At 63.4% G+C, this 15,084-nt stretch carries 16 protein-coding genes; 7 read left to right on the forward strand and 9 right to left on the reverse strand.

The features are described 5' to 3' along the window. Positions 1–66: 66 nt before the first annotated feature. Both AC0L2J_RS03070 and AC0L2J_RS03075 read left to right on the forward strand, forming a co-directional pair. Complete coding sequence (locus AC0L2J_RS03070) at positions 67–939, forward strand: bifunctional helix-turn-helix transcriptional regulator/GNAT family N-acetyltransferase (RefSeq protein ID WP_035974037.1); 873 nt, start codon at positions 67–69, stop codon at positions 937–939. A 57-nt stretch (positions 940–996) separates the two neighbouring features. Next, positions 997–1,383, forward strand: coding sequence for an ester cyclase (locus AC0L2J_RS03075; protein WP_063992744.1), 387 nt, complete (start codon positions 997–999; stop codon positions 1,381–1,383). Positions 1,384–1,405: 22 nt separating this feature from the next. Here AC0L2J_RS03075 and AC0L2J_RS03080 read toward each other — a convergent pair whose 3' ends face one another. The 4 genes from AC0L2J_RS03080 to AC0L2J_RS03095 all read right to left on the reverse strand — a co-directional run bounded on the left by AC0L2J_RS03080 (position 1,406) and on the right by AC0L2J_RS03095 (position 7,625). Continuing rightward, entirely contained in the window at positions 1,406–2,626 is a 1,221-nt protein-coding gene (locus AC0L2J_RS03080; protein ID WP_473387105.1) for an MFS transporter, read from the reverse strand. Positions 2,627–2,901: 275 nt separating this feature from the next. Then, positions 2,902–6,225, reverse strand: coding sequence for a DEAD/DEAH box helicase (locus tag AC0L2J_RS03085; RefSeq protein ID WP_473387106.1), 3,324 nt, complete (start codon positions 6,223–6,225; stop codon positions 2,902–2,904). A 129-nt stretch (positions 6,226–6,354) separates the two neighbouring features. After that, positions 6,355–6,936 (reverse strand): DUF308 domain-containing protein, encoded by a 582-nt coding sequence (locus tag AC0L2J_RS03090; RefSeq protein WP_473387108.1) that lies wholly within the window; start codon positions 6,934–6,936, stop codon positions 6,355–6,357. A gap of 104 nt (positions 6,937–7,040) precedes the next feature. Beyond that, a complete protein-coding gene (locus AC0L2J_RS03095) occupies positions 7,041–7,625 on the reverse strand; it encodes a TetR/AcrR family transcriptional regulator (RefSeq protein ID WP_473248479.1) in 585 nt (194 codons plus the stop codon). Positions 7,626–7,701: 76 nt separating this feature from the next. Between AC0L2J_RS03095 and AC0L2J_RS03100 the strand changes: the two genes are divergently transcribed. The 3 genes from AC0L2J_RS03100 (at position 7,702) to AC0L2J_RS03110 (ending at position 9,153) form a co-directional block, all read left to right on the forward strand. Next, positions 7,702–8,199 carry a peptide deformylase gene (locus tag AC0L2J_RS03100; protein ID WP_473387110.1) on the forward strand — a complete coding sequence of 166 codons (498 nt, stop codon included), beginning with the start codon at positions 7,702–7,704 and terminating at the stop codon, positions 8,197–8,199. Between the two features lie 110 nt (positions 8,200–8,309). After that, on the forward strand, positions 8,310–8,723 hold the full coding sequence (locus AC0L2J_RS03105; RefSeq protein ID WP_473248477.1) for a GFA family protein: 414 nt from the start codon (positions 8,310–8,312) through the stop codon (positions 8,721–8,723). Positions 8,724–8,748: 25 nt separating this feature from the next. Continuing rightward, entirely contained in the window at positions 8,749–9,153 is a 405-nt protein-coding gene (locus tag AC0L2J_RS03110) for an MAPEG family protein (protein WP_063992751.1), read from the forward strand. 37 nt (positions 9,154–9,190) lie between these two features. Here the strand turns inward: AC0L2J_RS03110 and AC0L2J_RS03115 are convergent, their stop codons facing one another. The 5 genes from AC0L2J_RS03115 to AC0L2J_RS03135 form a co-directional block, all read right to left on the reverse strand. Beyond that, positions 9,191–9,553: an ArsR/SmtB family transcription factor gene (locus AC0L2J_RS03115; RefSeq protein ID WP_007609182.1), complete on the reverse strand. Its 363-nt coding sequence runs from the start codon at positions 9,551–9,553 to the stop codon at positions 9,191–9,193. Next, complete coding sequence (locus AC0L2J_RS03120) at positions 9,553–10,215, reverse strand: SRPBCC family protein (RefSeq protein ID WP_473387112.1); 663 nt, start codon at positions 10,213–10,215, stop codon at positions 9,553–9,555. Before AC0L2J_RS03120 ends, AC0L2J_RS03115 begins: the two co-directional genes overlap by 1 nt. 99 nt (positions 10,216–10,314) lie before the next feature. After that, positions 10,315–11,196 carry an AraC family transcriptional regulator gene (locus AC0L2J_RS03125; protein ID WP_473387114.1) on the reverse strand — a complete coding sequence of 294 codons (882 nt, stop codon included), beginning with the start codon at positions 11,194–11,196 and terminating at the stop codon, positions 10,315–10,317. A 131-nt stretch (positions 11,197–11,327) separates the two neighbouring features. Beyond that, a complete protein-coding gene (locus tag AC0L2J_RS03130; protein ID WP_473387118.1) occupies positions 11,328–12,227 on the reverse strand; it encodes an HNH endonuclease in 900 nt (299 codons plus the stop codon). A 143-nt stretch (positions 12,228–12,370) separates the two neighbouring features. Further along, positions 12,371–13,267 (reverse strand): LysR family transcriptional regulator, encoded by an 897-nt coding sequence (locus AC0L2J_RS03135; protein ID WP_473387121.1) that lies wholly within the window; start codon positions 13,265–13,267, stop codon positions 12,371–12,373. Between the two features lie 263 nt (positions 13,268–13,530). Between AC0L2J_RS03135 and AC0L2J_RS03140 the strand changes: the two genes are divergently transcribed. Together AC0L2J_RS03140 and AC0L2J_RS03145 are read left to right on the forward strand one after the other, a co-directional pair. Next, on the forward strand, positions 13,531–14,265 hold the full coding sequence (locus tag AC0L2J_RS03140; RefSeq protein ID WP_473387123.1) for an SDR family NAD(P)-dependent oxidoreductase: 735 nt from the start codon (positions 13,531–13,533) through the stop codon (positions 14,263–14,265). 49 nt (positions 14,266–14,314) lie between these two features. Next, positions 14,315–15,067 (forward strand): glucose 1-dehydrogenase, encoded by a 753-nt coding sequence (locus tag AC0L2J_RS03145; protein WP_473387125.1) that lies wholly within the window; start codon positions 14,315–14,317, stop codon positions 15,065–15,067. Positions 15,068–15,084: the final 17 nt, after the last annotated feature.

A 15,084-nucleotide genomic window follows, 5' to 3' on the forward strand; every position in this document is an offset into this window, starting at 1 on the left:
CGCTGCTGAAGCGAAAGCCTGCGCTGATTGACTTCGATGATATGCCTGACTAAAGTCAGATACATCATGCTCGACCCTGTTTCCCGCGTCCGTCGCTTCAATCGTGCCGTCACGTCCGCGGTCGGCGCACTCGACACGTCATTCCTCGGACGCGGGCGGCCGCTGGGGGCGGCGCGCGTGCTCAACGCAATCGGGCACGGACGTTCGGACGTGGCCGAGATTCGCGACTATCTCGGCCTCGATTCCGGCCTGATGAGTCGCCTGCTCCGCAGCCTCGAGGACGAAGGGCTGGTCGAGACCAATGCGCATGAGGACGATGCGCGCCGCCGCGTGGCGACATTGACGCGTGCGGGCCGGCGCGAGTTCGCGGCCTACGAGGCGCTGTCGAACACGCAGGCCGGGGGCTTCCTCGCCCAGCACTCGCAACGCGAGGCGCTGCTGGCGGCGATGGATTTGATTGCCTCCACATTGACGCGCGAACGCGTCACACTGGACGAGATGGATCCGCGGAGCGAACAGGCCCGTTATTGCCTCGGCGAATATTATGGCGAGCTCGGCCGCCGCTTCAAGCAGGGCTTTGACGTCTCGCTGTCGCGCGATCCCGACGCCAAGGATATGCGCCGCCCGCGCGGCACGTTCATCGTCGCGATCTCGGACACGCTGCCGGTCGGCTGCGTCGGGCTGAAGGGCACGGATCACGGCTATGCCGAGATCAAGCGGCTGTGGGTCGCACCGGCGGCGCGCGGATTGCGGCTCGGCCGGCGCCTGATGGACGCGACCGAGGATGCCGCGCGCGGGCTCGGCGTCAAGCTGCTGCGGCTCGACACCAACAGCGCCCTGGCGGAGGCCGGCCAGCTTTACCGACGAAGCGGCTGGACCGAGATCCCCCGCTTCAATGACGATCCCTACCCGGACCTGTTCTTCGAAAAACGTCTGTGAGCGCAGGCGCCGATTGCCCTGTTGCCGCGTTATAGCCGGAGCCGCAGGAGCAACGCCATGATCAGATCCGATCTCGCCGACGTCTACCGCAACTACATCGCCTGCCTGAACCGGCAGGATTGGCCCGCGCTCGGACAGTTCGTCCACGATGACGTCGTGCACAATGCGCGACCGTTCGGACTGTCCGGCTATCGTGCCATGCTGGAGCAGGATTTTCGGTCAATTCCGGATCTGCATTTCGAAATCGAACTGCTGGTCTGCGATCCGCCCCACATCGCCGCCCGGCTGAAGTTCGATTGCACGCCGGCCGGAAAGTTTCTGGGCCTCGATGTGAACGGCAGGCGCGTGTCCTTCTGCGAAAATGTGTTCTATCAATTTCACGACGGAAAAATACGGCACGTGTGGTCCATCATCGATAAACCCGCGATCGAGGCGCAGCTCTAGTGTTGCGCCTCGATGAACCTGCTTACGCCGCCGCCGGCGCCAACTCCGCTCGCGGCTTCGGGAACGGCTTGAAATTCATCGCCATCAGGAAGGCGCCGAGGCCCATCGCCCAGGAGGCGATATAGAGCCAGGCGTAGCTCGAGAACGCATCGTAGATCAGGCCGCCGGCGAGCGGGCCCGTGGCCATGCCGAGGCTGCCGGCCATGGCGGTGCCGCCAATCACCGTACCCATCATCTTGAGCGGAAAATTTTCGCGGATCAGCACCGCGTAGAGCGGCATGGTGCCGGCATAGATGAAGCCGAAGACGGCCCCGACCGCATAGAATGTCGTGAGCTGGTGCGCGAAGACATAGGCGAGCGCGCCGAACGCCTGCAATAGCAGGCCCGAGACGAGCACGCGCTTGGCGCCGAAGCGGTCACCCATCAGGCCGAAGGCGATGCGTCCGCCGAGGCCGGCAAAACCCTCGATGCTGTAGATCGTCACCGCCGCCACCAGCGGGATGCCGCAGCTCACGGCATAGGAGACGGTGTGAATGATCGGACCGGAATGGGTGGCGCAGCAGAAGAAATTGGTCGCGAGCAGGATCAAAAATTGCGGCGAGCGCAGCGCCTCTCCCATCGACATCTCACCTTGCGCGGCACCCTCGCCCGCAGGCGCGGCGACGGCATGCGCGAGCGCCGGCGGGCGGCGCACCAGGAATGAGACCGGGATCATGATGGCGCCGACCACCAGCGCCACGATCTGCATCGAGGTGCGCCAGTCATGGCCGGAGACGAGCCAGGCCGCGAGCGGCGCCATCGTCATCGGCGCCATGCCCATGCCGGCCGACACCAGCGAGACCGCGAGGCTGCGATGGGTGTCGAACCAGCCGGTCACGGTCGCCATCATCGGCGCGAAGATCGCGGCACAGGACGCCCCGACCAGAAGGCCGAAGACGAACTGAAACGCCAGCAGCGAGGTGGCGTGGCTCGCCGCGAACAGGCTCACGGTCAGCACCGTCGATCCCGTCAGCACCACCAGCCGCGGCCCGAACCGGTCCGTCAGCGTGCCCCAGGCCATGCTGGTGCAGGCCATCGCCAGAAAGCCGATCGTCATCGCGCTGGAGATGCCGGTCACGGACCAGCCGGTATCCTTTGCGATCGGCTGCAGGAACACCGGCAGCGAAAACATGCCGCCGATGGCGACGCAGCCGAGCAAGCCGCCCGCGGCGACGATCACCCAGCGATAGGAGGACGAGTTCATTTTGGTCTCCCGTCAGGTCTGTCTGGGTGGAAGACGAATGGGAACTCCGGCGGCCGACATTGGCAATGGACGAGACCGCAAGATTTTTCCGCCCCCGAAACAAAAAACGCGAAAACAACCCCATGCACAGTAGCGGGGGGCAGCTTATTCAAGGACTTACCAACGGCCGACAATGTCAGAACGCGATTTGACCCGTCGGGCAAAACACCTGCACAATGTCATCATCCCGAAAACGCGATCGTAACCCGCTGAACGCGCCCGCCACCTACGCACGGCTACGCGTCAAACAGCGCGTTCACATCACCCTCAGTGAGGGCCGACGCGATCCCGCCATCGCGATCGAACAAGCCGTCGGCGAGCGCGCGCTTTCTGGCTTTGAGCTCGTCCATCTTTTCCTCGATCGTCCCGGCGGCCACCAGCCTGTAAACGAAGACAGCCTTGTCTTGTCCGATCCGATAGGCCCGATCGATCGCCTGTTCCTCGACAGCGGGATTCCACCATGGATCGAAAATGATGACGGTGTCGGCGGCGGTCAGATTGAGGCCGACGCCGCCTGCCTTCAGGCTGACCAGGAATATCTCGGCAGCGCCGTCCTGAAAGGATTCGATCGCGGTCTTTCGGTCCCTGGTTTGACCGGTGAGAATGCTGTAGCGCAGGCCTGCCGTCTCGACGCGCTGCCGGATCAGATCGAGCATGGACGTGAATTGCGAGAAAATGATGATCTTGCGCCCCTCGCTGAGCAGCTCCCCCACCATGTCGATCAAGCGATCGAGCTTGGCCGACGGCCGTTCGACGCCGTCGTTCAGTTTCAGCAAGGCCGGATCGCAACAGGCCTGCCGCATGCGAAGCAGAGCTTCGAGCACCACGATGTGACTCTTGGCGAGGCCGCGTTTTGCGATGGCCTCGCGCACCTTGCGCGACATCGTGAGCCGTATCGAATCGTAGAGATCGCGCTGCGGCCCGTCCAGCGCGATGGTCTCAACGATTTCGCTCTTGGCGGGCAAGTCCGTAGCGACCTCCGTCTTGGTACGGCGCAGCAAAAACGGCTTGACCCGCTGCGCCAACGCCGCAGTCCGCACCTTGTCGGCGCGCTTTTCGATCGGCGTGCGCCACTGGCGCGAAAAGGCCGCCTTATCGCCGAGAAAGCCGGGGTTGACGAAGCTCATGATCGACCAGAGTTCGCCGAGATGATTTTCCATCGGCGTGCCCGTGAGACAGAAGCGATGCTGCGCCTTCGTCTCGCGCAGAAATCGCGTGGTCGCCGCATCCGGATTCTTGACCGTCTGCGCCTCGTCCAGCACCGCGATATGCCACTCCCGCGCCAGCAGAATTTCGCGATCCCGCGCAATCAGCGGATAAGTGGTCAGGACCAGATCGTGCTCTGCGATGGCAGGAAATCTGTGCTTGCGATCTGCCCCGTGCAGAACGAGAACCTTCAGCTCCGGCGCGAACTTCTGCGCTTCGGCGGACCAGTTCGTCATCAGGCTGGTCGGCGCGACGACCAGCACGGGATTGGCGAGGTGACCGCGCGCTTTCTCGAGCGCGATCAAGGCCAGGATCTGGACGGTCTTGCCGAGCCCCATGTCGTCGGCGAGGATCCCGCCCAACCCGCTCTCGCGGAGCAGATCGAGCCATGCCACACCCTGAGCCTGATAGGGCCGAAGCGTGGCGCGAAAGGTCGGCGGCAGTTCGGGCGGGGTCAACCCTCGCGCCTGGAGCAGGCCTGCGAGGTGGCGAAGATTGTCGGCTCCCCGAAAGGCGAAGCGCTCGTTCTCGACGCCGAGCAGCGGAACGACGTCCGCGCGCGACAGTCTGATCCTCCTAGAGGCGTCCTCGAAAGCGCCGCTCATATGCAGGCCATGCAACGCCAGCACGAGCGGCAGGAAGCGATCCGCAGCCAGCGCGACGTGCCGGCCGTCGGCCAGAGGCAGAAGGAAACGCTCGCCCTTGTCCGCGAGTGCCGTCAACGATTCGGGGCTGAAGCCGGGTGCCGAAACCAGCGCCGCCAGCAGCGGCGCGAGATCGCGCCGCTCGCCTTCGATCTCGATGCCGAGTGACAGCTCGAACCAGTCGATGCCACTGGACTCGAACTCAGCGTCAAAATCGCCCGACGACTCCGCCAGCCGGAACGGAAAATCGTCGTCGACCAGGATCTCGAACCCCTCGGACCGCAATTGCTCCCCATGCAGCGCGAGAAAGTCGAGCCAGCCGTGCTGGTCGCGCAGCGTCAGGTCCATGGCATGGCGGTAATCGAGCATCGGAAGCACCGACCTTGCCTCGATGAGCCCCGCGTCGGCGAGGCGCTTGCGCGCTTGCCTCTCCTTCGGCTGACGGCGGGCGATCGCATAGACCTGCCCGCCCTGGAACAGTTCCAGCCGGCTTGCCCGCTGGCTCGGATCGATGTCGAACCCACCGTAGCGGAAGCCCAGGCTGGCCACGCCGGCAGGACCTGAGGCTTCGTTCTTGTTGCGATAGTAATAATAGCTTGCACCGACATGACCCAGCTTCAGCCTCAGCACGGGACGCGGATCCTCGTCGATGAGCACTGCGGCGGCCGGCGGCACCGGCAGCAGGCCGTGATGAAGCTCGGGCAGCCTCTGGCTCAGACGGCGCGACACTTCTTCGAGTTGGGCGCGGGGAATGGAGGGCGCAGCTAGGAACTGGCAGGCGAGCCGAGGCGGCAGGCCGAGTTGGACGGGCCCGATGACCCCGCTGGCTTCATCGACATAGACCGGCGGTTCGGCGTTCAACGCGACCGCTCCAGATACGACGAGGGTCGGTGCAACACCCTTGCCGCGCCCTGGCTGCCATTCAATCCGGCCTTCCCGCGCTTCGCCCCAGCTCAGCGGCGCGCCCTTGTGGTCAAGCCAGAACGCGCGGCCGGTCGCGACAATTCGGCGCAACAGCTCCTCCGAATACGGCCCCTGAGTGTAGTAGTTGCGCAACCGGCGCGATATCTCCGTCACAATATCGATGTCGACGTCACGGAAATATTTTGGCGCCCGGTCCGGCTTGAATTCGTACGGACTGGGACTGCTGTAGTTCTGGGCGTAAAGTCCGCCCTTGCGGAGTTGGACCGATCGCAGGGACACCGCGGCCAGAGGCACCGGGTCATCCGAGGCCTCCAGGCAATACAGCAATCGCGGGCTCTCGTCCGCGGCATAATCGCTGCTCCTTACCGCCCGGCCCACATTGTCGATCCAGCTGTTCACTTCGACGCCGAGGACCGGCGGAGCCGAAGTCGCTTGCGCGTTGGCGGGCTTGGCTGCCTGCGGGGTCGGCACAGGAGCCAGTTTCGACGGCTCGGTGTCGCTCAGCGCTTCAAGCAGGGTCGCCGCGACATGCTTGCAGTTGAGGGCCATCGGACAACTGCAATCGCCATCGATGCCGACGAGCCTGCCGCGGTCGAACGTTAATTCGATGTCGACGCGATAATTTCTGGACTCGCTGCCTCGCACCTGGGAACCGACGTGGGTCAGGTCGTCGCTGACGTCCAGCGCAGAGACCCGGCCCTGCGCCTGATAGGCGTGTGCCTTCTCCATCGCCGAGCGGCTGAAATAAGTATAGATTTCTTTTTGCTTGAGAACGTCCGAGAGCACTTGCAGCGATTCCGCGACCCAGCTTTCCGGCTTGTAGCATAACCATTTGGGCCGGAGAGTTGTAGTCGCGAAATCCGCTTCGCCCCGGCTTCGTCCGGATCGTTCATAGACCGGGAGGGCAGCGGGCCGCTAAACGCGCTTGGCGTGCTGCCGCCACTCGCCGACCGTGAGCCAGATTGCCGAGACCAGAAAGTAGAGCGCACCGACGGCAGCATAGCCCGCGACATTCGCGATCGAAGGAACCTCGGGCATCGTCGCCTGAAAGATGAAGAAGCCGCCTGCAAGCGCCGACTGGCCACCGCTGAGCACCATGGCCCATTGCGCGCCAAAACTCCGCCAGCGGCGAATGGCCGTCCCCAACTGCAGCAGTCCGGACACAATCGCCCATGCCCCGAAGATTCCGAGTACCCGGTTCATGCTCATCTGCAAGGTCACAAGCACCGCAACGGTGGTCGCCAGGCTGACCACAACGTTCAGAGCCTGCGTGCGGCTTTGAGCGAGAGCGCCGCTACGAACCGCGTCCGCGAAATTGGCTGCGGCGTCCCATGCGGGATAGAGGACGAGCAAGGCGGCGGCGATCACGGGAGAAGAAGCCCCGGCGGCAAACGCAGCAGCGACCCAGGCAACCGAGAATGCCGCTCGCACGAAGTAGTATTGCTTCAGCCATCGCTCGCGATCGGCACCAACCGGATCCAGTTGATATTGCGCCATTGCATCTTTCCTATACCTACTAGTTGGTAGTTTTCTTGCACGCAGCGAAACCGACTTCGCTCCAGCCCGCTTGTGGACCGTCGCCATCGTCTCGCTGATATCTCTCAGTGCTTGTTGGCCAGCCGGTCCAGCAGCGGGGTGGTGATCACACCGAACATTTTTGGATCGCCATAGGCACGCGCCGACAGCATTGCGCCGTGAATGGTCGCCATGAATCCTTCGGCCTCGACGCGGGCTGTGCCGGAGAGTTTGAGTTGCCCTTTCCGCTTGCCGCGCTCCATGACGGCCGTCAGCCAGGACGCCAGGGAGCGGAAGTGCGCACGGACTTCGAGCGCGACCTCCTCCGGCAAAATGGGGAGCTCGCTGGCCAGCAGCGCGCACACGCAGAACGGCGCCGTCGCATCATTGATGCACGCCTTCCAGTACGCGACATAGTTTTCGAGCTGGGCGCGCGGATCAGGGACATTGCGCTCGAGCGCGGACAGTCCCGCCTCGGCCTCTGCGCGGTAGCGCGACACGAGGGTGCGGACCAGGTCGACCTTGCTGGCGAAATGGTGGTGGATGCTCGGCTTGCGGATGCCGACCACCTCGGCCACGTCGGCGTAGCTGAAACCATTATAGCCGCCCGCGATGATCAAGCTGCGCGCGCAGGCCAGGATATCGTCGGCAGTCGAGGAAACGTTGGTCATGGCTCTTAGCTACCTTCCAGTTGGTAGGGCGTCAAGAACGGGATGCTTCAACCATCCGTGAGTGGTAGGAGCCTGCATGACCATTCGCCCGATCGTCCGCTATCCCGACCGCCGCCTCGCGATGCCGGCCCGCCCCGTCACCGCGTTCGACGATGCGCTCCGCGAGCTTGCGAACGATCTGCTCGATACGATGCGCGCCGCGCCCGGCATCGGCATCACGGCGCCGCATATCGGCGTACCCATGCGCGTCGTCGTGCTCGAGCTCGACGCCAGGGAAGGTGCGCAGACCTATGTCAATCCGGAGATCGAATGGGCCTCACCCGAGATGATTCTGCATCGCGAAGGCAGCGTCTCGATGCCTGGCGTCAACGACGACATCCAACGCCACGCCCGCGTGCGGATCAACTATCAGGATCTCGGCGGCGAGATGTACACTGAAGAATCGGAAGCCTTGCGTGCCGTCTGCCATCAGCACGAGATCGACCAGCTCGATGGGATGTTCTGGATCCAGCGGCTGTCGCGGCTGAAGCGGGAGCGGCTGGTGAAGAAATTCGAGAAGATGTCGCGCGAGTGAGCGGGCCAGCAGAGATCAGGCTTGTGTGAAATCGCGCCGGCTGCTCGATGTGGCGAAATCAAACCAGCCTGATATGATTGGAACGGTCGGCCCCGTCGGGAGGGAGACGAATGACATATTCAGGTCGTTGCGCCTGCGGCGCGGTTTGCTACACCATTGCGTCCGCGCCGATCCGCGGCTTCCAATGTCAGTGCAGCGACTGTCAGCGCGATACCGGCAGCGGCCACAGCTCCATCTTCGTGTTCGCGCGCAGCGCAGTCTCGGTGACAGGCGAGGTGCGCGAAATCGCACGCATTGCCGACAGCGGCGCAGTCAAGCGCAAGGGGTTCTGTCCGAACTGCGGCTCGCCGATCTACAACAAGCCGGACGAGAAGCCGGAGTTCATCGGCATCTATGTCGGCACGCTTGACGATGCCAGCACGTTCAAGCCGTCCGTCGTGCTGTTCTGCTCGCGCGGATATGCCTGGGATCACCTCGATCGCGAGATTCCCAAACTCCCGGAATGGCACCCGGGATCGCGCTGATTTCTTGCAGATTGGGGGACAGCCAATGGCGATGAGCTTCGAGCTATCGATGCTGGCCGCCGCAATCATCTGGGGCTTCGTACAGCTTGTCGCCGCCGCGCAAGCCGCGAACCTGCAGTACGGCCTCAGATGGGCTGCGAGCCCGCGCGACACCGAGATGCCGCCGCTCAAGCCCATCCCCGGCCGGCTCAACCGAAATTTCCGCAACTACATGGAGACGTTTCCATTCTTTGCCGCCGCGATCCTCATCTCTCACGCCGCAGGCGTTCACAATGAGCTGACTTATTGGGGATCGATCGCCTATCTTGGCGGACGCATCGCCTACACCGCGCTTTACCTATCCGGCATACCGCTCGTCCGCTCGCTGTTCTGGAATATCGCCAGCTTTGGTATGCTTGCTGTTTTGGCGGCGGCTTTCGTGCCTCACTGAAGCGGCGCGATGCTACGTGGCCTTTGCCGCGATGCCTTCACGCCCGCTTCCCGCTCCGCTTGGTCATCGGAGCATTCCGACGCTCGCGTTTGCCGCGCGCGATCTCCGTCGCCAGCGCATCCAGCTTCGGCTCCCAGAAATTGCGGAACTGACCGACCCATGCATCCACCGCTTGAAGCCCCGCAGCATCGACCGAATAGAGCCGCCGTTGCGCCTCCGCACGAACCGTCGCGAAGCCGCTCTCGCGCAGCACCTTGAGGTGCTGCGACACGGCGGCCTGCGTGATCCCGAACTCGGCTCCGATCACTTCGACGACCTCGCCGGACGCCATCTCGCCGGGCGCAAGCAGCTCGAGGATGCGACGGCGGACGGGGTCGGCGAGGACCTCGAAGATTTGCATCAGCTTCCTGTGCCCGGATGCGCGACGTCGGGCGGCGGCTCGCCGCGATAGAAAGCGATGGTACGGTCCGACCGCTGTTTCGCGGAGGCAGGATCCACGCCACTTGCGACATGCGCCGCGCGCCAATACTCGCCGCTACTGGTCATGAATTCCTTGCCTGCGGGAGAGCCCATCCATGCCTCGGCCGTCTCATGGTCGACCGATGCCCCGGTCGCAACATATCGCTCCAGCCCCGCAATGGCGAGATCCCAACCGATCCCGACCGCCCCTGGACCGAACTGCTCCCAATGATCCTCGATCATCGCGGTGTGCTCAAGCGTCAACCGCGCCTGGCTTCGTTCTGCCGTCAGCTTGACATCGATCCAGCTCATCGCGCCGCCGAATTCCCACGTCGCCGCAAAATGGGTCGGCGGCGTGCACGCCGTGATGGTGCCGCCGGCATTCCCCTTGAGCTGGTACTTTCCACAGATCTGGAGATCTCCCTCGACCGGCAAGAACCAGCGCGGAATGCGTTGCTGGCTGGTCACTGCGTCCCAGAGATCGTCGACGCTGGTCTCGTAAAGCCGCGTCAGTGTCACCGCACTGGCCGCTTTCCCGTCCTTCTCGAAATTCCTCACCGAACGCGTAACCAGCCCCAATACCCTGACGACGTCGATCTCCATGGCGCTGCTCCTTGTCGTGTGCAAGGATCAATATCGACCCGCACTAATATAAGTCAAGTCTTATATTAATGGGGTATTCGATGTCTGGATTCGAGGGCGCTATTTCAGTGGCAGAAAGAGGTCCGCGACCGTCTCGTGCTCCGGCACCTCAGGGAAGAAGCTCAGCCGCTGGCAATAGATCGGGAAGTCGCGGGCTTCCTCGCCGCTGGCCGGAAGCCAGTCGCGATAAAGATAGCGCGCGGCCGGCTCGAGATTGTCGGTGTAGCCGACGACGCGCAGCACCGCGCAACGTCCGCCGGGAATCTCGCCGATCTTGATCTCTTCACCGTTCGCCGCGATCGGCTGGTCGGTCCCGACGCAGAGGTCGATGCTGTAATCAGCGGGCGATGCGGGCCGCCGCTCGGAGCGCCAGACCGTGAAGGTCGGGCTTGTGCTGGGGTGCAGGTGAGATGCCCTGCGCCACGCGATGAACCGCCGGATCGTGTCACCAAGTGTCTCAGAGCTGCCCCGATGCTCCATGATCGCCACCTTGGTGGGTTGCACATCGCGGATCGTCACGTCGTCGGTGATAAACGTCGTCTGCATGAGCTTGCTCCTGGCGTTGTCGAGAGGCCCGAAGGCCGCAAGCCACGGCTCCCAGTCGGGAGACTTCCGGAACGACGACGGCGATTGCCCGAACCGTTGCCGAAAGGCACGTGCGAAGGCATCAGGGGCCTCGTAACCGGCATCCATCGCGATCTCCGTGACATCAAGGGCCTCCATGTAGGCCAGCTGATGCGAAGCGCGCTTCATGCGGGCCAGCTGGACATAACGATGCACTGATAGTCCGAAGGTCGCCGAGAACTGCCGGTGGAAATGAAACTTCGAGAAGGCCGCAACAGCACTCACCGTGTCCAGATCCAGATCGCCGTCGAGATGCCGGTCGATATGGTCCAGCACCCGTCGCATCCGGTCCCGATAGTTTTGCAGCGCCGCCTTCATCGTCCCTCCTCCGTGGCGGCTCCATCTAGTCGCTAACGGCCATGACTTGCTCGACCGATCTTGCGGTATGGCACGGATCGACCCTGACCGTCACTGTTCGCGCGGAACGAAGCGACAGCCCTCCTACGTGTTCAATGTTTGAAGCAATGCTCGCGGTGCCACTTCAAAAAATGCGGATGAGGCCGATCTGATAGTCGCTTTGGCTCATGCGCGCGGCCAGTCTTGTTGATTACCGCTCGGACTCCGTCCAGATCGTTTGTCTGGCGCGAGATCAGTATTTTCAGATCATCCGCCAAGCTGATCGAGCCACGATCGAACATCCAATGAGCGGTACCGGACAGAGCGATGCCATTGCTCACGATGTCCGGCCCATCTGCCTCCACAGACCGTATATGCGCCGCCGCGACCTCTGCGCGCCCCATTCCGTTTATGAGCTTCAGCCCGGTAATGGCGCAACGTTCGTCGTAGGCGCGCAATACAATGCGACGAAAAACCCGATCGCGCAAAATTCTCGATACCGTAAGACTGACACGATCCCGCTGCTGCTCGAATTTGAAGGGCGCCTGCTCTTTTTCGCCGAATTGAGATTGAACATCAGCATCAACGCGCGGCAGCATCGGCGCAGTCTCCGCGAATCCAAGCTCGAATATTCGATTGAAATCGTCGGGTGAGATTGCGCGGACCGCAGACTGAGCACGCCCTGAAATTCGTCCCTGCGCGTTCAGCACGCCCCGTTCCACTAAACCGGTCGGCCCGTTGAAAGCCACCGGATTGGCAAAATCGAGGTAACTTCCGGGTTCCATCAGAGCAAGATATATCCCCGAAGTACCGGGGTCGGGAATAACCTGCTGAACGCGAGCAATCGCAAAGTAGCCGCGCGTCTCAGCGACCTTCCTTGGTTCGTAATAGATAATCCAATCGCCGATGCAGGCTTCGACGCGGCTGAGATACTGACCGGGAAATTGGTACTGCTCAGCTGGGCTGTCATCGTAAATCGAGTCCAATCGATGGATGAATACCCCAAATCCCATGACCTAAGCGGCGCTGCCTCTCCAGGAAATAGCCGATGCTGGACGAATAGCAGTCACAACCCTACTCCCACTCGATTGTTCTGAAGCACGATAACGCACTGATCTGTCGAGGCCAACCCTTTCCGTCGCCGACCCGCCGCGCGTCAGTCGCGCGCCACCGACAGTCCCGCGAGAAGCGTCGCGTACGCGGCGAGCCTGCGGGATACGAACTCGGTGAACAGCCGCACGCGCTTGGTCTTGCGTGTCTCGCCCTGCGTGAGGAGCCAGACCGTTCCGTACATGTGCAACTCGGTGCCCGGCACCCTCACCAGCAGCGGGTCGGCATCGCCGACGAAGCACGGCAGTGTCGTAATGCCCAGCCCTTGCCGGACAGCAGCGATCTGCGCCCCGGCGTCTGAGGTCCTGAATGGAACGCCCGCGGTGCGAACCTCACCCGCGCTGGCCCAGTCCGGGATGCCGTGAATGCTGATGACGATCCAGCGGAAGGGATCAGGCGCGCCGGCACGCCACGCGGCCAGCCGATCCCTGGACATGTAGACGGCGCCGAACAGCTCCGGTCCCTTCACGCCGTGAAGATTGAGCGGCAGGGTCTTGCGGTCGTAGACGACGCGGATCGCGACGTCGGCCTCCCGGTTGGTCAAATTGACCAGCTCGCCGAACGACAGGATATCCATCTCGATGTCCGGATGCAGACGCGCGAAATCGGCAAAATCAGGCATGAGCAAATGTGTCGCCAGCGGTGGCGCCAGCGTCACCCGCAGACGCCCGCGCACGCTCTGATCGCGCCCGAACACGCGCGTCTCCAGCTGGTGCGACGAGGCTTCCATCTGGTCCGCGAATTCGAGGACCTCCTCGCCCGCAGCCGTCAGGCGGTAGCCCGAAGGCAGCTTTTCGAACATCTGGACGGCGAGGCGTTCCTCGAGCTGGGCGATGCGCCGCAGCACGGTCGCATGGTTCACACCGAGCTGCTCGGCCGCAGCCCGCACCGAGCCTCCGCGCGCGACGGCCAGAAAGTAGCGAACGTCATCCCAGTCGATCATGGTGCAATCCCGCACCGCGCGGTGCGCCTTTCAAGCCCTCCGGATGCCTCGTACCGCAGTACGGGCGGTCATCATAGCCCGTTCCGGCAGGCGCAGCCCTTCCCAACGGCGGACACCGGCCGTCGCGGCTGGCGTCGATCGTCCAGCCGGATCGATTTCGCACCACCGATGTGCGCGCTTCCGCACTCAACGCCTGACGCCGGCGGACCTATGTCGGGGACGTCGGGGGCAGATGCTGTCCCGGCACCACGACAGGAGAAATTATGGGAAAGCTTGACGGCAAGGTTGCAGTCATCACGGGTGGCGCGACCGGCATCGGCCGCGCTGCGGCAAAGCGCTTCATCGAAGACGGCGCCTTCGTCTTCATCTTCGGCCGCCGACAGCAAGCGCTCGACGCAGCAATTGCCGCTCTCGGGCCCAATGCCCGCGCGGTGAAGGGCTCGGTCTCGGATGAGGCCGACCTCGAACGGCTCTACGCGGCGGTGAAGGCCGAGCGCGGAACCCTCGACATCGTCTTCGCCAATGCCGGCGCGGGAAGCCAGCTTGCGCTCGGCAAGATCACCGCCGCGCACATCGACGAAACCTTCGACACCAACGTGAAGGGTACGATCTTCACGGTGCAGAAGGCGCTGCCGCTGATGCGCCGGGGCGGTTCGATCATCCTGACCGGATCGAGCGCGGGCACCACGGGCGCCCCGGCCATGAGCGCCTACAGCGCGAGCAAGGCGGCCGTGCGCAACCTCGCGCGGACCTGGGCGGAGGACCTGAAGGGTAGCGGCATCCGCGTCAACGTGCTGTCGCCCGGGGCGACCGCGACCGAGCTCGCCAAGGAAGCGCTGGGCGAGGAAGGCCAGAAGATCTTCGCCGCGATGACTCCGCTGCAGCGCATGGCCGATCCCTCGGAGATCGGGGCCGTGGCCGCCTTTCTCGCCTCGTCGGACAGCAGCTTCATGACCGCCAGCGAAGTCGCCGTCGACGGCGGCCTGGCGCAACTCTGATCCCGGCGCGGTCCCGCGCCTGGCCCACACACAACGAAGGATAAACGTCATGAAAAAACTAGAAGCCAAGATCGCCGTCATCACCGGCGGCAGCAGCGGAATTGGCTTGGCCACGGCCAAGCGCTTCGTGAACGAAGGTGCGCATGTCGTGATCACCGGGCGACGCGAGAAAGAGCTGAAGGAGGCCGCGGCCTTTATCAAGACCAACGTGACGACGGTCGTGAGCGACGTGTCGCGCCTGGACGATCTCGACCGGCTCTATGCCGTCGTGAAAGAGAAACATGGTCACATCGACATTCTCTTTGCGAACGCGGGCGCGGGAACGATCGCACCGCTCGCGGCAGCGACCGAGGCCCATTTCGACCAGACCTTCGACGTCAACGTGAAGGGGCTGTTCTTCACCGTGCAGAAGGCCCTCCCCCTCTTTAGGGACGGCGGTTCGATCATCCTGAACTCTTCGGTGTCGAACGTGAAGGGGCTGCCGGGGTTCAGCGTCTACGCCGCGAGCAAGGCCGCGGTGCGCAGCTTCTCGCGCGCTTGGACGCTGGAGCTGAAAGACCGCAAAATCCGCGTCAATACGATGAGCCCCGGGCCAACGGAGACCCCTGCCCTGGAGACGACGACGGGCTTGACCCGCGAGCAAGCCGAGCAAGCCGCCGCCGGATTTGCTTCACAGGTCCCGATGGGTCGCAGGGGCAAGCCGGAGGAAATCGCGGCTGCCGTCACGTTCCTCGCCTCCGATGAAAGTTCCTACATCACCGGTGTGGATCTCGCCGTCGATGGCGGCATGGCGCAGGTCTGACCGCGGTCAACACAAGA

The organism is Bradyrhizobium sp. MV1.5 (assembly GCF_055807615.1).

Excerpts from the sequence above, each read along its gene's own strand:
- AC0L2J_RS03120 (WP_473387112.1), bottom strand. The coding sequence starts at position 10,215 with ATGGAGATCGACGTCGTCAGGGTATTGGGGCTGGTTACGCGTTCGGTG.
- AC0L2J_RS03070 (WP_035974037.1), top strand. The coding sequence starts at position 67 with ATGCTCGACCCTGTTTCCCGCGTCCGTCGCTTCAATCGTGCCGTCACG.
- AC0L2J_RS03095 (WP_473248479.1), bottom strand. The coding sequence starts at position 7,625 with ATGACCAACGTTTCCTCGACTGCCGACGATATCCTGGCCTGCGCGCGC.
- AC0L2J_RS03100 (WP_473387110.1), top strand. The coding sequence starts at position 7,702 with ATGACCATTCGCCCGATCGTCCGCTATCCCGACCGCCGCCTCGCGATG.
- AC0L2J_RS03145 (WP_473387125.1), top strand. The coding sequence starts at position 14,315 with ATGAAAAAACTAGAAGCCAAGATCGCCGTCATCACCGGCGGCAGCAGC.
- AC0L2J_RS03115 (WP_007609182.1), bottom strand. The coding sequence starts at position 9,553 with ATGCAAATCTTCGAGGTCCTCGCCGACCCCGTCCGCCGTCGCATCCTC.
- AC0L2J_RS03140 (WP_473387123.1), top strand. The coding sequence starts at position 13,531 with ATGGGAAAGCTTGACGGCAAGGTTGCAGTCATCACGGGTGGCGCGACC.
- AC0L2J_RS03090 (WP_473387108.1), bottom strand. The coding sequence starts at position 6,936 with ATGGCGCAATATCAACTGGATCCGGTTGGTGCCGATCGCGAGCGATGG.
- AC0L2J_RS03105 (WP_473248477.1), top strand. The coding sequence starts at position 8,310 with ATGACATATTCAGGTCGTTGCGCCTGCGGCGCGGTTTGCTACACCATT.
- AC0L2J_RS03080 (WP_473387105.1), bottom strand. The coding sequence starts at position 2,626 with ATGAACTCGTCCTCCTATCGCTGGGTGATCGTCGCCGCGGGCGGCTTG.
- AC0L2J_RS03075 (WP_063992744.1), top strand. The coding sequence starts at position 997 with ATGATCAGATCCGATCTCGCCGACGTCTACCGCAACTACATCGCCTGC.
- AC0L2J_RS03125 (WP_473387114.1), bottom strand. The coding sequence starts at position 11,196 with ATGAAGGCGGCGCTGCAAAACTATCGGGACCGGATGCGACGGGTGCTG.
- AC0L2J_RS03110 (WP_063992751.1), top strand. The coding sequence starts at position 8,749 with ATGGCGATGAGCTTCGAGCTATCGATGCTGGCCGCCGCAATCATCTGG.
- AC0L2J_RS03130 (WP_473387118.1), bottom strand. The coding sequence starts at position 12,227 with ATGGGATTTGGGGTATTCATCCATCGATTGGACTCGATTTACGATGAC.
- AC0L2J_RS03135 (WP_473387121.1), bottom strand. The coding sequence starts at position 13,267 with ATGATCGACTGGGATGACGTTCGCTACTTTCTGGCCGTCGCGCGCGGA.